The 13067-nt window shown below is 69.6% G+C and carries 13 protein-coding genes; 6 read left to right on the top strand and 7 right to left on the bottom strand.

Features of this window, described 5'->3' with window-relative positions:
- Positions 1–73: 73 nt before the first annotated feature.
- Positions 74–1597 (top strand): SpaH/EbpB family LPXTG-anchored major pilin, encoded by a 1524-nt coding sequence (locus tag QRN19_RS18040; protein WP_285028607.1) that lies wholly within the window; start codon positions 74–76, stop codon positions 1595–1597.
- A gap of 120 nt (positions 1598–1717) precedes the next feature.
- Positions 1718–2626: a class C sortase gene (locus QRN19_RS18035; RefSeq protein ID WP_285028606.1), complete on the top strand. Its 909-nt coding sequence runs from the start codon at positions 1718–1720 to the stop codon at positions 2624–2626.
- 125 nt (positions 2627–2751) lie between these two features.
- Here the strand turns inward: QRN19_RS18035 and QRN19_RS18030 are convergent, their stop codons facing one another.
- From QRN19_RS18030 to QRN19_RS18015, 4 genes are all read right to left on the bottom strand, one after another.
- Positions 2752–4203 carry an MFS transporter gene (locus QRN19_RS18030; RefSeq protein ID WP_285028605.1) on the bottom strand — a complete coding sequence of 484 codons (1452 nt, stop codon included), beginning with the start codon at positions 4201–4203 and terminating at the stop codon, positions 2752–2754.
- A 208-nt stretch (positions 4204–4411) separates the two neighbouring features.
- Positions 4412–5278, bottom strand: a complete 867-nt coding sequence (locus QRN19_RS18025) for a putative endonuclease domain-containing protein (protein WP_285028604.1) — start codon at positions 5276–5278, stop codon at positions 4412–4414.
- Between the two features lie 92 nt (positions 5279–5370).
- Complete coding sequence (locus QRN19_RS18020) at positions 5371–6066, bottom strand: hypothetical protein (protein ID WP_285028603.1); 696 nt, start codon at positions 6064–6066, stop codon at positions 5371–5373.
- A 177-nt stretch (positions 6067–6243) separates the two neighbouring features.
- Positions 6244–7068, bottom strand: coding sequence for a helix-turn-helix transcriptional regulator (locus tag QRN19_RS18015; RefSeq protein ID WP_285028601.1), 825 nt, complete (start codon positions 7066–7068; stop codon positions 6244–6246).
- A 197-nt stretch (positions 7069–7265) separates the two neighbouring features.
- On the opposite strand from QRN19_RS18015, the gene QRN19_RS18010 reads away from it, so the two are divergent.
- Genes QRN19_RS18010 through QRN19_RS18000 form a run of 3 tightly spaced genes read left to right on the top strand, consistent with a single transcriptional unit; the run spans position 7266 to position 9531 of the window.
- Positions 7266–8477 (top strand): inorganic phosphate transporter, encoded by a 1212-nt coding sequence (locus tag QRN19_RS18010; RefSeq protein ID WP_285028600.1) that lies wholly within the window; start codon positions 7266–7268, stop codon positions 8475–8477.
- Between the two features lie 11 nt (positions 8478–8488).
- Positions 8489–8797: a hypothetical protein gene (locus QRN19_RS18005; RefSeq protein ID WP_285028599.1), complete on the top strand. Its 309-nt coding sequence runs from the start codon at positions 8489–8491 to the stop codon at positions 8795–8797.
- Positions 8798–8799: 2 nt separating this feature from the next.
- The gene (locus QRN19_RS18000; RefSeq protein WP_285028597.1) at positions 8800–9531 is read left to right on the top strand and encodes a DUF3349 domain-containing protein; all 732 of its coding nucleotides are present in this window, start codon (positions 8800–8802) and stop codon (positions 9529–9531) included.
- Positions 9532–9675: 144 nt separating this feature from the next.
- On the opposite strand, the gene QRN19_RS17995 is transcribed toward QRN19_RS18000, so the two are convergent.
- The gene (locus QRN19_RS17995; RefSeq protein ID WP_285028596.1) at positions 9676–10491 is read right to left on the bottom strand and encodes an SDR family oxidoreductase; all 816 of its coding nucleotides are present in this window, start codon (positions 10489–10491) and stop codon (positions 9676–9678) included.
- A gap of 103 nt (positions 10492–10594) precedes the next feature.
- Between QRN19_RS17995 and QRN19_RS17990 the strand changes: the two genes are divergently transcribed.
- A complete protein-coding gene (locus QRN19_RS17990) occupies positions 10595–11209 on the top strand; it encodes a TetR family transcriptional regulator (protein ID WP_285028595.1) in 615 nt (204 codons plus the stop codon).
- Between the two features lie 48 nt (positions 11210–11257).
- Here QRN19_RS17990 and QRN19_RS17985 read toward each other — a convergent pair whose 3' ends face one another.
- Positions 11258–12355, bottom strand: coding sequence for a zinc-binding dehydrogenase (locus QRN19_RS17985; RefSeq protein ID WP_285028594.1), 1098 nt, complete (start codon positions 12353–12355; stop codon positions 11258–11260).
- A gap of 57 nt (positions 12356–12412) precedes the next feature.
- Positions 12413–13012 carry a TetR/AcrR family transcriptional regulator gene (locus QRN19_RS17980; RefSeq protein ID WP_285028593.1) on the bottom strand — a complete coding sequence of 200 codons (600 nt, stop codon included), beginning with the start codon at positions 13010–13012 and terminating at the stop codon, positions 12413–12415.
- Positions 13013–13067: the final 55 nt, after the last annotated feature.

Below are 13067 nucleotides of genomic sequence, written 5' to 3'. Positions count from 1 at the left end.
GTCCGCGCATCCCCGAACCCACCCCGTGACCTCCATCCTGCTGTTCAGCACTCCACCTTCGACAGGAGAAACCATGTCCACATCCATCACCCGGCGTCTCGGCGCCGCGATCGGCACCGTCGTGCTGGCCGCCGCCGTGGCGCTCGTGAACGTCGCCCCCGCGCAGGCGGTGACACTGCCGGGCAACATCGACCCCAATCAGCCCCGCAGCTTCACGGTGCACAAATTCGCACTCGGCCCGAACAACGGGCAGAACGCGGGCACCGGTCAGCAGCTGCCGTCGACCGCCGGCCTCGGCACCCCGCTCCCCGGAGCCGTCTTCACGGCCACCCAGGTCGCCGGTGTCGACCTCACCACGCCTGAAGGGTGGACCATCGCGAACAGCCTCAGCCCGCAGGCGGCCTCGACCCGTCTGACCGGCGCTCCGTTCACGTCAGCACCGTCGGCCGCCGACGGCACGGCGACCTTCCCCGCGGACATGCCCCTCGGCCTGTTCTACGTGCAGGAGACCGTCCTGCCGGCCGCCGCGACCAACCCGACGGCACCGTTCCTCGTGTCGCTCCCGTTGCCGACCGGCCCGGTCGGCGCACCGGCGAACCAGTGGATCTACGACGTCCACGTGTACCCGAAGAACGCGGTCACCGAGACGACGAAGACGCGCGTTCCGGCACCGGCGAACTCCGCGGAAGCGCGCAACCCCGACCTCATCCGTTGGGCGATCGCGTCGAGCGTGCCGACCCTGGCCGCCGGCGACACCATCACCAGCTTCTCGCTCACCGACACGGTACCCGGCGCCCTGGTGTTCCCCGCCTCGCCGCCCGCAGGGGTGTCGCCGTCGACCGTGACCGTGACGAACGCCGGTGGGATCACGCAGAACTTCGCGCTCGGTGCCGACTACACGATCACCAACACCGACGCGACCTCGACGGTGGAGGCGACCTCGGTGCTGTCCTTCACCTCGGCCGGCCTCACCCGGCTCACCACGATGCAGGGCGGACTGGTGTCGTTCAACGTGCTCACGCGCGCCGTGTCGATCCCGTCGAACGGACTCATCACCAACAGCGCGACGGCCAACATCAACGGCGCTCTGGAAACGGTGACCGGCACGACCCCGATCGGCCAGCTGACGGTGTTCGCGTACGAGAGCAACAACGGTGGTCCGCGCACCGCACTGGGGGGAGCCGTCTACCAGGTGTACCTGAACCAGAACGACGCGAACAACCAGCAGAACCCCATCACCATCAACGGCAGCACGAACTGGACGACCGGGGCCAACGGGATCGTCGCGATCCCGATCATCACGCCCGGCAACTACTACGTGCGTGAGATCACCCCGCCGACCGGCTTCAACCTGCCGCAGAGCAACCCGGTCCAGGCCGTGGTCGTCGCCGGTCCGACGTCGACCGTCCCGCCGGTGCAGAACTACGTGGAGTTCAACCACACGCAGGTGTCCGCGTCGAACTTCCTGCTGCCGCTCACCGGTGGTGACGGTGGCCTGTGGTTCGGCCTCGGTGGTGGCGCCCTCGTGGCGATCGCCATCGGTGCCGCGATCGCCGCGGCTCGCCGTCGCGCGGGCGCTGTTTCCGTCTCCGCGTAACCTGGGATCATGACACAGAAGGCGGGGCGTCCTGCGGGACCCCCGCCTTCGTCGTCCCAGAGCGACACCGCGCGCCCCACGCTCACACGACGTGCTCGTCGTCGTTTGGAGCGGTGGCGGATGCCGAGGAGCTCCTTGGCGATCGCGCTCGTCGCGATCATCGGCGCCGGGATCCTGCTCTTCCCGATGACCGTCTCGTGGTTCAGCCAGTACGAGCAGTCCCAGCGCATCGACGGCCTGACCGACGAAGTCGCGGACCTCGGTGCCGCCACGCTGCAGCAACGTCTCGACGAAGCCCGTGACTACAACGCGCAGATCACCGGCGGCGGTGCGAACCTCCTGGCGAACGAGCGTCTCCCCCTGGCCGAGCAGCCCCAGCAGGACGGCGACTACGACCAGATCCTCCGTGCCGACGGGGCCGGTCTCATGGGGCGACTCCGGATTCCGTCGATCAAGGTCGACCTGCCCATCTCGCACGGGACGAGCAACGAGGTGCTCGAACACGGCGTCGGACACCTGCAAGGCACGGCCGTGCCGGTGGGCGGACCGTCGACGCATTCGGTGCTCACGGCACACCGGGGCCTGGCCACCTCGGAGCTGTTCACCCATCTCGACCGGGTGCGGGTCGACGACACCTTCACCATCGAGGTCTTCGGCGAGGTCCTCACCTATCGGGTCACCGACACCAGGGTCGTCGAACCCACCGACACGCAGTCCCTGTTCCCGGTCGACGGCGAGGATCTCGTCACCCTCGTGACGTGCACACCGCTCGGCGTCAACAGCCACCGCATCCTCGTCACGGGCGAACGCGTCATCCCCACCCCGCAATCGGATCTCGATGCCGCCGGTGAGCATCCGGAGGGTCCGTCCTTCCCGTGGTGGTCGCTGATCGCCGGCGGGGTGTTCCTGACCGCGACCGCCTACGTCTGGCTGTCCGGACGCCCGCCGAAACAGCACCGGGCCTCGACGGGTTCACCGTCACGCCCGGGCGAACCGGCTCACGGCGAGGTGGGGCCGCCGACCGCGTAGGCCCGTTCTCAGCGCCATCCTCGGTCTCGGCTTCGGCACACGAGCGACGCGAGCGCCGCCGAGGGCGTTCGTTCGCCCAAGATCGGGTCCCGCAACACACATTCGCCCAACGATGGGCGAATGAATCACCCAGCCGTCCGCGAGCGCTCGCGGAGAGAGCGCGACGCGCCGACGGCGACGAGGGCTGCGGCGAGCGCGGTGATGGCGATGCCTGCGACGAGGACCGCCTCCTGGAAGGACGCGAGCCGCTCCCCGGTGATGGCCGTCGTCGTGATGCCGCCGCCGACGAGTGTGGCGAGGATGGTGCCGGTCGCGGCGATGCCGACCGCGGTCGCGATCTCGCTCGCGGTGTCGATCAGGGCCGCACCGATGGACGTGCGGTCCGCGGGGAGGCCACGGAGGACGTTGTTACCGGCGACGACGCCGACCACCCGCATCCCGGCGGCGACCAGGACGAGTGCGACGAGCACCGACGGGTAGCCGAACCGGCTCAGGAGCGCGAACACCGCGAGCCCCGAGACGACGGCGGCCGCGCTCATCCAGGCGGCGCGGTCGAGCCCGACGCGCTGGACGAACGGCCCGACGAAGCGACCGCCCGCCAGGAGCACGACGACCTGCGGGAGCATCGCAACGGCGGCCAGGGCCGGCGGCCACCCCCACGCGAACTGCAGTTGCAGCGTCGCCAGATACGACAAGCCGGCCATCGCGAGCCCGGCGGCGGCCTTGTAGGCCAGACCGGAGGCGACGAGCGGTTGGGCGATGAGACGGAGGTCCAGCAGCGGGTGACGCGCCGTGCGCTCCCGCACGACGAACCCGATGGCGGCCGCCACAGCGATCGCCGCCGTACTCCAGGCCAGGGCGGGGTCGATGTCGGCGACGAACAGGGTGGGCGTGAGGAGCACGCCGACGACGGTCGCGGTCCCGAGGACGGCTCCGAACCCGTCGATGCGATCACCGTGCAGCTGCGACCGCTCGTCGGCACCGATCCCGGCGCGGATCCCGATCCAGGCGACGACCGCGATGGGGGCGTTGGCGACGATGAGCACCTGCCATGGCGCCACGGCGAGCACCAGGCCGCCGATCGTCGGGCCGGCCGCGAGGCCCACCAGTCCGGCGGTCGAGATGACCGTGAGCGCCCGGACGCGGAGGTCGTCCTGCGCGAACAGGCGGAACGCCAACGCCATGGATCCCGGCGTGGTCATCGCCGCAGCGACACCCATGAGCGCGCGCACGACGATCAGCTGTTCCACCGAGGTGACGCACACGGTCAGGACGCTCACGACGGCGAGCAACGTCAGGCCGACGAGCATCACCCGCCGCCGACCGAACCGGTCGGCGACCGCGCCGAACAGCAGCATCAGCCCGCCGAACGCGACCGAGTACGCACCCGAGACCCATTGCAGCGACGCGGTGGATGCAGCGAGCTCACGGCCGATGGTCGGGAGGGCGACGTTCAGGACGGCGTTGTCGAGCATCTCGAACAGGAACACGGCCGAGAGGCCGGCCAGCGCGACCCACGCGTCGCGGAGGCGTGGCGGCGAGACGGTGACCGCCGGGGAGGATGAGGATTCGAACATGGGCGCACTCCTTCGATGAAGAAGTGACGGCTCCCACGAGCCGCGTGCGCGTTTCCGTCGGCCGAGGCACGACGGGGTTTTTCCCTCTGCGACGAGGGTAGCGCATCATGGCCGCGCGGCTCCCCCGGGCTCATGCTCGCGAGAGTGCACAAAACGCTCCCAAACGCCGCTCATGGGAGCGTTTCGTGCACTCTCGCCCGCTGACGCGTCAGCGCAGGTACGCGTCGACCAACAACGGACCCCGGATCGCCCTGAGCGTGTCGATCAGCCGCACGAGGGCTCGCGCGTTCCACGAGGCGAGCTGGAGATCGTGGGGGCCGAGCGGTTCGAGCTTGCCGGTCCGGAGCCGGACGACCTCCCAGCCGGCCGATCGCAGCAGGCGATCCTTCCGTCGGTCGACCTCCTCACGGCGCCCGACGTGCTCGAGACCGTGCCGACCGATGCTGTCGTACTCGACGGCGACACGCAGTTCCGGGTAGACCAGGTCCGGCCACACCTCGAGGTGTTGGAAGAACGGACGCTGCACCCGCACGGCGTTCACCCCCTCGGTGAGCGCGAGTCGCTCGTGGACGTCCGCGCGCAGCCGGGCCTCAACCGCCGAGGCCGGCTTCGGCGCGCACTCGGAGGTGAAGGCCTCGCCCACCGGCAGCTCCGGGGTCTTCTCGCAGAGCGACGGCTTCGGCCGTTCTCGGCGTGCTCGGAGGGGCCCCGCGTCTTGGATCACCGGGTCGGTCACCGATTCGCGCATCGGCAACGCGACGACCCTGGACGGGTTCGCCTCATCGGAGCACTCCGGGCACCACGCGCTCCGGCGACGCTCGCGGCCCGGTCGCGCACGCTGCTCCGCGGGCGTCGCGACGAAGCGGTGCCCCCGGTCGCACTGCCACTGCAGGAGGACGTCGGCCGCCGGCGGCACCTGGCTGAGGACGATGCCGGCGTTGAGATCCGCGTGGTACTGACGCCACAGCGCAGGGAACGCCGCCCATGCCTGCCGGTAGGCGCCGACCGGGTACGGCGTCTCGAGGCCCTTCGACCACTGACGGCGGGCCCACCACGCTTCCACACGTTCCGGCACAGCCCGAACCTACGATGAGCCGCCGACACCGGGCGCGACCGTCGTCACCGCGTGCGAAGCGCGGGGCCCGTCAGCGCGTCACGTGGGCGGTGTCACCCCACCGGGACCTGGAAGTCCTCGTTGCAGGGGACGTTGTCCTGCCCGGTTTCGAAGTGACCCGTCGGCGCCTTGCGCTTGACGTCGTCGATGTAGTGGGTCTCGGTGCTCTGCGAGTAGCCGTCTCCACCCTGGAATTCGTAGACGGTGATGTCGACGCGGATCCGGCCGGTCTGCTCGACGTACTGGGTTCCCGCCGTCACCGCGTTCTTGTAGCCCGGAACCGCCGTCACCTCGGCCCGGCGTTCGTTGGTCGTGGTCTTGGTCTCCGTGTAACCGCCGCTGGCCTCGATGCTCACGACGTCCTTGATGTTGAGGGAGACGCCCCCGCCGGTGGTCCACGACTGGGCGAAGGACTTCACGTCACCCAGCGTGAGCTTGAGGTCGCTGACCGCGCCGTCGTTGCAGTTGGACAGCGGCTCGCCGTAGCGCACCCATTCGAGCGGGAGCGGGGTCTCGCCCTGCACCTCGAAGGTGCACGAGCCCTCCATTGCACCCGTCGACGCCGGCTCCCCGTTGCAGGTCTTCATCAGCATGTCGTCGTTGTAGGGGTCCTCCTCGGCGGATGCGGGGCCTCCGGCGATCAGTGCCCCGGTGAGCGCGAGCAGTGACCCGGCGGCCAGGAGGTTCCGCTTCCGACCTCCGCTGAATCGAGTGGCCGTCGCGTGTGTGGTCGTGGTCTCGGTGTTCATGGTTCCGTCCTTTCGCCGTACGTTCCTGTCGCTGTTCCGCGCCGGTCGTTCCGACGTGTCGTCAGCATGACGCGGACGGCTCGGGCTCGACAACGTGGACGGCGGTTGCTGAGGCGATCGCCTAAAGAGCCGCAGGGGTCGACGAATGCGTGATAGAGGCGCGGACCACCGTGGTCGTCACGCGAGCTGGTCGTCGTCCTCGCGCTCGCCGGGCTGCGCCAGGGCGATTTCGGGATGACGATGTGCGGCTTCGAGCTGCGCCGGAGTCGACGAGCGGCGGCGGAATCTGGCGGCGAGCACACCGCGGACGAACGCCACCGCCACGAGCGCGGTCCGGTTCTGCACGTTCCAGGCCTTCATGAGCTTGCCGAGGTGCCAGCTGACCGCCTGTCGGCTGTAGTTCGTCTGCTTGGCGATGTCATCGTTCGAGAGCCCGTACGCGGTGAGCGTCAGCATGTGCTGTTCGGTCTCGTCGAGCTCCGGACCGGTGGCGATCAGCTCGACCGGTGATTCGTCGACGCCCTCAGCGACGACCTCTCCGACCGGCACCAGCGATCCCTGAGCCCGATCGAGCCGCGCCCGCTCCTGGTTCCAACTCTCGACCCAGCAGGATCCGAGCTCGTGAGCCACCCAGGTCGCGCGCGTCATGGCGAGCACGACCTGCGAGGGTCGGGCGTGCTGGAGTTCGAACATGACGGCTGAGAACGTCGCCAGCGCCGGATACGACCCCCGCAGGGCCGTGGAGAAGGTCGCCCCAGGCTCGTTCGCCGAACGGATCGCCACACCTCTCAGCTCGGCGAGACACCTCGGCGAGATGGGTCCGCCGCGCTCCACGGCGCGCAATGCGGCCGGGAGGACGACGGGAACGATCTCGGCATACCTGGCTCGCAGCCACGCTCGCGTCTCGGGTTCGATGTCGTCGAACGGCGGGTCCTGGAGGAGGAGGCTGAATTCGTGGACGCGGTGGTCGAGGTGCAGTCCAAGATGTCGCCGTTCGCCCATGAGCCCCCGCCAGCCGTCGATTCGCCTCCGGTCCACAGTGCTCGGGGGCGCCGCCTCACACTGTATCGGCACGCGATGACGTCGACGCGCTCTGACGGGCCGCGCTCGACCGCTCTCGCCCCTCCCGACGTGAACAACGGGTGAATCCGCCCGCGCACCCGTTGTCGATCCCACGATCGAGGAGCAAGCTCGTCGCCGTGGACCCCATCATCCTGCTCTCGCTCGTCGTGATCACGGCGCTCGCCTTCGACTTCACCAACGGATTCCACGACACGGCGAACGCGATGGCGACCTCGATCGCCACCGGTGCGCTGCCGCCGAAGGTCGCGGTCTCGCTGTCGGCGGCGCTGAACCTCGTGGGCGCGTTCCTCAGTATCGAGGTCGCGCTCACCGTCACGAACGCGGTCGTGAAGATCCAGGACTCGTCGGGAGCCCCCGATCCGGCGCTCCTCGAGGGAGGCGGCTCGGCGCTCCTGCTGATCGTGCTCGCGGGGCTCATCGGCGGCATCATCTGGAACCTGCTCACCTGGCTGCTCGGGCTCCCGTCGAGCTCGTCGCACGCGCTCTTCGGCGGTCTCATCGGCTCGACGCTCGCGGGCCTCGGCCTGAACGGCGTGAACTGGGCCGGCGACGGCTCGAAGCTCGACGGCGTCGTCGGCAAGGTCATCCTGCCGGCCCTGATGTCGCCCGTGCTCGCCGGCGCGGTGGCCGCGATCGGTACTTGGCTCGTCTTCCGCGTCATCGGCAACCTCGCCCAGGGACGTCTCCACCGCGGCTTCCGGATCGGGCAGATCGGTAGCGCGTCGCTCGTCTCGCTCGCCCACGGCACGAACGACGCCCAGAAGACGATGGGTGTCATCACCCTCGCGCTCATCGCGGCCGGCGGCTGGGACGACACCGAGTCGGTTCCGCTCTGGGTGAAGCTCGCGTGCGCCCTCGCGATCTCGCTCGGCACGTACATCGGCGGGTGGCGGATCATCCGCACCGTCGGCAAGGGCATCGTGGAGTTGAACACGCCGCAAGGCATGGCCGCCGAGAGCTCCTCCGCCGCCGTCATCCTCGCCTCGAGCCACCTCGGCTTCGCCCTCAGCACGACGCACGTCGCGACCGGATCGATCCTCGGCTCCGGCGTCGGACGACCGGGCGCGCAGGTGCGCTGGCGGGTGGCCCTCCGGATGGTCGTCGCCTGGGTCATCACCCTCCCGGCAGCCGCGCTCATGGGCGCGGTGATGTGGTGGGTCGGTCACCTCGCGGGCGGGGCGATCGGCGGGATCCTCATGGTCGCGATCCTCGTCGGGGTCGCGCTCACCATCTACCTCCGCTCGCGCCGCGACAGCATCGGATCCCACAACGTGAACGACGACTGGCAGGACGCCCCCGCCCGTTCGTCGCAGAAGACCGCAGCGTAAGGACGTCGGACATGTTCATGCTCTTCCTCGAAGCCGCCGCCCAGGTGGCCGTCATCGCGCTCGTGCTCGGCGCGGGGCTTCCCGCGCTCTTCGCGCTGGGCGTCCGCTCGTTCGCGATCGCCGGAGGTGCCGGTTCCGAAGACCGGAGCGGGCAGAGCACGCCGGTGCTCCCACCGGTACTCCTCCGCTCGATCGGCGTGCTGTGCTTCGCCGTGGTCGTCGCCGCGGTGCTGGTGGGACTCACGATCATCGTGGCCACCGGTCTGGGGCAGGAAGTCAGCTTCGACCACGTGTTCCCGACCTTCACCCCGAAGGACTGAGGATGTCGAACGAGGACGGCGCAGACGCGATCGGAGTCGACGCGACCCGCGCACCGGCCACCGGCAGCGGGTCCGGGGTGGTGGCGCGCGTCGTCGGGTGGCTCCGCGCCGGATACCCGACGGGCGTGCCCGAGCACGACTACGTGCCGTTGCTCGGCATCCTCCGACGGAGCCTCACCCCCGAGGAGCTGGACGAGGTCGTCGCGAGCCTGCTCGTCGAGGCGGAGCACGCCGATGCCGCCGGCGAGCCGGTCGGCCACGATCGTCTGCGGGCGCGCGTCGAACAGCTCCTCCTCGGACCGGCGCTCCCGGAGGACCTCGTCCGGGTCTCCGCCCGGCTCGCGAGCGCGGGCTGGCCACTCGGCAGTCCGGACGACATCCGTGCCGTGGCGGCCGACGACACCCACGTCGGCGGGCAGGGGCGCACCCCGTTGCACGAGGAGCGCCAGGGGCTGGTCGCCCGCATCGTGCGTTGGCTTCGAGCCGGGTACCCCGCAGGATTACCCGAGCAGGACTTCGTCCCGCTGGTGGCGCTCCTCCGTCGACGGTTGAGCGACGCCGAGGTCGCCGAGGTGGGCGCGCGCCTCGCCGCGGAGGGTGACGCGTCGCTCAGTCGGGTCGACGTCGCCACCGCGATCGCCCGGGTCACCGTAGAGCTGCCGAGTGACGAGGATGTGGAGCGGGTCCGCCGGTCGCTCGCCGACCACGGGTGGCCGAGCGACTTCGCGGTCTGAACCCCGCTGTCTCCACCGCCGACGAGACCTCCTCCCGCGAGCCGCCGTCGGGTCGGGGCGCGCTCGTTCAGGCCCGAGAGCGCGCGAAACGCTCCCGAACGCGATGTTCGGGAGCGTTTCGCGCGCTTTCGCCTACGGCGCTTCCTACTTGCCTTCCGCTTCGCGGGAGACCGGCGCCCACTCGGCCCACTCGGCGAGGCGCTGCTGGTAGATGTGCGGGGCGATCTGGGTGGGCTGCTCACCGAAGAAGACCCGCAGTGGGGCCTGCTCGGCATCGACGACCTTGAGGATCGCGGACCCGAACCCGACGGGCTTCGGCTGCTCTCCGCCGGTGCGGGCCTGCATCGCGTCGTGCAGGCTCTGGTACTGCGGCTGGGCGTCGGCGACGACCGCCGATGCGCTGCTCCAGTCGGTGTCGAACCCGCCGGGCTCGACGAGGGTGACCTTGACGCCGAACCCGGCGACCTCCTGCGCGAGCGACTCGGTGAGCCCCTCGAGCGCCCACTTCGACGCGTGGTAGCCACCGAGCGTCGGGAAGGCCGCGATGCCGCCGATGGTGGAGATCTGGATGATGTGCCCCGAGCCCTGCTCACGCATGATCGGCAGGACCGCCTGGGTGACGCTGAAGACGCCGAACAGGTTGGTGTCGAGCTGGTCGCGCAGCTGATGCTCGGTGATCTCCTCCACCGCGCCGAACAGTCCGTAGCCGGCGTTGTTGATCACGACGTCGAGCCGGCCGAAGGTGTCGTGCGCGGTCTTGACCGCCGCGAACACCTGCTCGCGGTCGGTGACGTCGAGCTGCAGCGGAAGGACGGCGTCGCCGTACTGCTCGACCAGGTCCTGCAGCGTGTCGGTGTTGCGAGCGGTGGCGGCGACCTTGTCGCCCCGTCCCAGCGCGGCGAGGACGAACTCGCGGCCGAAGCCCTTCGATGAACCGGTGACGAACCAAACCTTGCTCATGATGCTCTCCTCCGTTGTGTGCGTCACGGTGACACCCGCTGGAAACTATATGCCTAAATTGTCACCAGGTGTCAACTTTGCATCCTGGGGATATGATGAGTGCATGCCCGACACCTCCCCCATGCCGATCAGGGAGCGCACCCGCCGACTCGCCCAGACTGAGCTCACGTCGGTGGCGCAGGACCTGTTCGTCGCCCAGGGCTACGACGGCACCACGGTGGACCAGATCGCGGCCGCCGCCGGGATGTCGAAACGGACCTTCTTCCGGTACTTCCCGTCGAAGGACGACCTGGTCATCGGGAAGTACGACCTCTTCGGCGACCGGATGGCCGAGGCACTGGACGCCCGACCTGCCGAGGAGCCGGTCTGGGAGTCGCTGCGCCGGGTCTTCGACATCACCCTCGACTACGTCCAGGACGACCACCAGCGCGCCAGGAACGATGCGATGGAGGAGATCGTCCGGAGCACGCCCCAGTTGTACGCACGCTACCTGGAGAAGATGGAGCGCATTCAGCAGCTCCTCATCGGCAGGGTCGCTGCGCGGCTGGACACCCGCGACGACGATCCGGCGGATCCACGACCGGGCGCGATCGTCGGTGCCGCGTTCGCGTGCATGCAGGCTGCCCGCCACGCGTGGTTCGCCTCCGACCGCACGGAACCGTTCGGGAGCTGTCTCGACGCTGCGATGTCGACCGTCTCCGTCGGGAACGCCGACTGAGGCCGAGCCGGAACACGGTCGGCGGGGCGCTCGGGCCCGGCTCGCTCCTCAGCTGAGGCCGGAGGTGATCACGACTCGCGTCACGTCGGGATCCTTCAGCAGCTCGTAGCCCGCGCCGACGCCGTCGAGGGCGATCTCACGCGACATCAGGTCGTCGAGGTTGAACCGGCCCTGCAGGTAGAGGTCGGCGTACAACGGGATGTCGTGCTTCGGCGTCGTCGAACCCATGTAGACGCCCTGGATGCGCTTCTGCGTGCCGATGAGGCCGATCGTGAGGAGGGGCAGTGTCGCCGAGGGGTCGATGATGCCGATCAGGTAGAGACCACCGCCGGGCCGGATCATCTCGAGACCGGAGGCGGTGACGGCGGGGATCCCGACGAAGTCGAAGGCCGCATCGGCGCCCCGCCCGGTGATGGACAGGACCTCGGCGATCGGGTCGACCTTCGTCGAGTTGACGGTGTGGGTGGCGCCGAAACGCTTGGCCTTCTCGAGCTTGTCGTCGGACACGTCCACCGCGATGATCGTCGTGGCTCCGGCGACGACGGCACCGTTGATGGCGTTCAAGCCCACACCGCCGGCACCGATGATCACGACCGCGTCTCCCGCCTGCGTGTTCGACGTGTTGATGACCGCCCCGGCGCCGGTCACGACGCCGCAGCCGAGCAGCGCCGCCTGGGCGAACGGGATGGCGTCACTGACCTTGACCAGCTGGTTCTCGTGGATCAGCGCCCGCTGGGCGAATCCACCGAGACCGAAGACCTGCTCGACGTGGTGTCCGTGAGCGTCGACGACACGGGCGGGCTCGTCCTCGCCCCGAAGCGTCGCCTCGGGGTGCTCGCACTGGAAGGTGCGACCGGTGAGGCATGCCTCGCACCTGCCGCACGACTGCACCAGACAGCCGACGACATGGTCGCCGACGGCGAACTCGGTGACGCCGGGACCGACCGCGCTGACCACGCCGGCGACCTCGTGACCGAGGAGCATCGGAAGCGGGGTGCCCATGTCGTTGCGGGAGTAGGTCAGGTCGGTGTGGCAGAGTCCGGAGGCCCGTACATCGACGAGCACCTCCCTGCCGATCGGCTCGGCGAGTTCGACGTCCTCGGTGACGAATCCTGCGCCGATCTCGCGGACCAGGGTGGCTTTCATGGGTGTTCCTTTCTTCGGGTGGAGCTGAGGCGTCGTGGCCTGGGCCGTTGTTCGATGTCAGTGGGTGCCGCTGAACCAGACCGGGAGGAGGCGGGTCAGATGGTCGGCCAGCGCCTGCTCGTCGAGGTCGATCTCGTCCGCGATCCAGGCGTCGAGCAGTCCGTACGCGGCGCCGGCGATGTACCGTGCGGTGGCCTCGGGAACGAGCTCGGCTGGTCGCGCCGGATGTTCGAGCAGCGCTTCCTCGATCACGGCCGCCATGGCGCGCACGCCCGCGAGATACCCCTCCTTCGTGACCGGGAGCGCACCGACCGCCGCATACAAGGCACGGTTCGCGGCGAAGTGGGCGACCAGACGGTCCTGAGCGGCACGCATGGCGTCGGGTCGCTCATCGTGCTGGTAGAGGTCGGCGATCGCCAGGAACGCGTCTCGCCGGAGGCTGTCGGCGAGTTCGTCGAGACTGGCGTAGTGCGCGTAGAAGCTGGCCCGGCTGATGCCGGCGGCGCGTGCAATGGCCGCCACACTGAGCTCCTCGTCGGCGTCCGAGAGGGCGTGCACCGCCGCCGCGATTCCCGTGCGGGTTCGAGCGACCCGCGGGTCGAGCGACTCCTGGAGGCCGCGCCGAAGCTCTGCATTCGATCCGGCCGCGGCGCTCATGCGAGTCACCATACTCCTGTTCTGGACAGGTGTACAGAATGCGGCCGGGAGCGTG

This window comes from Plantibacter sp. ME-Dv--P-122b, assembly GCF_030209375.1.
Lineage (GTDB): Bacteria > Actinomycetota > Actinomycetes > Actinomycetales > Microbacteriaceae > Plantibacter.
The sequence above is the reverse complement of the archived record's forward strand: the minus strand, read 5'-3'. Positions and strand labels throughout refer to the sequence as shown.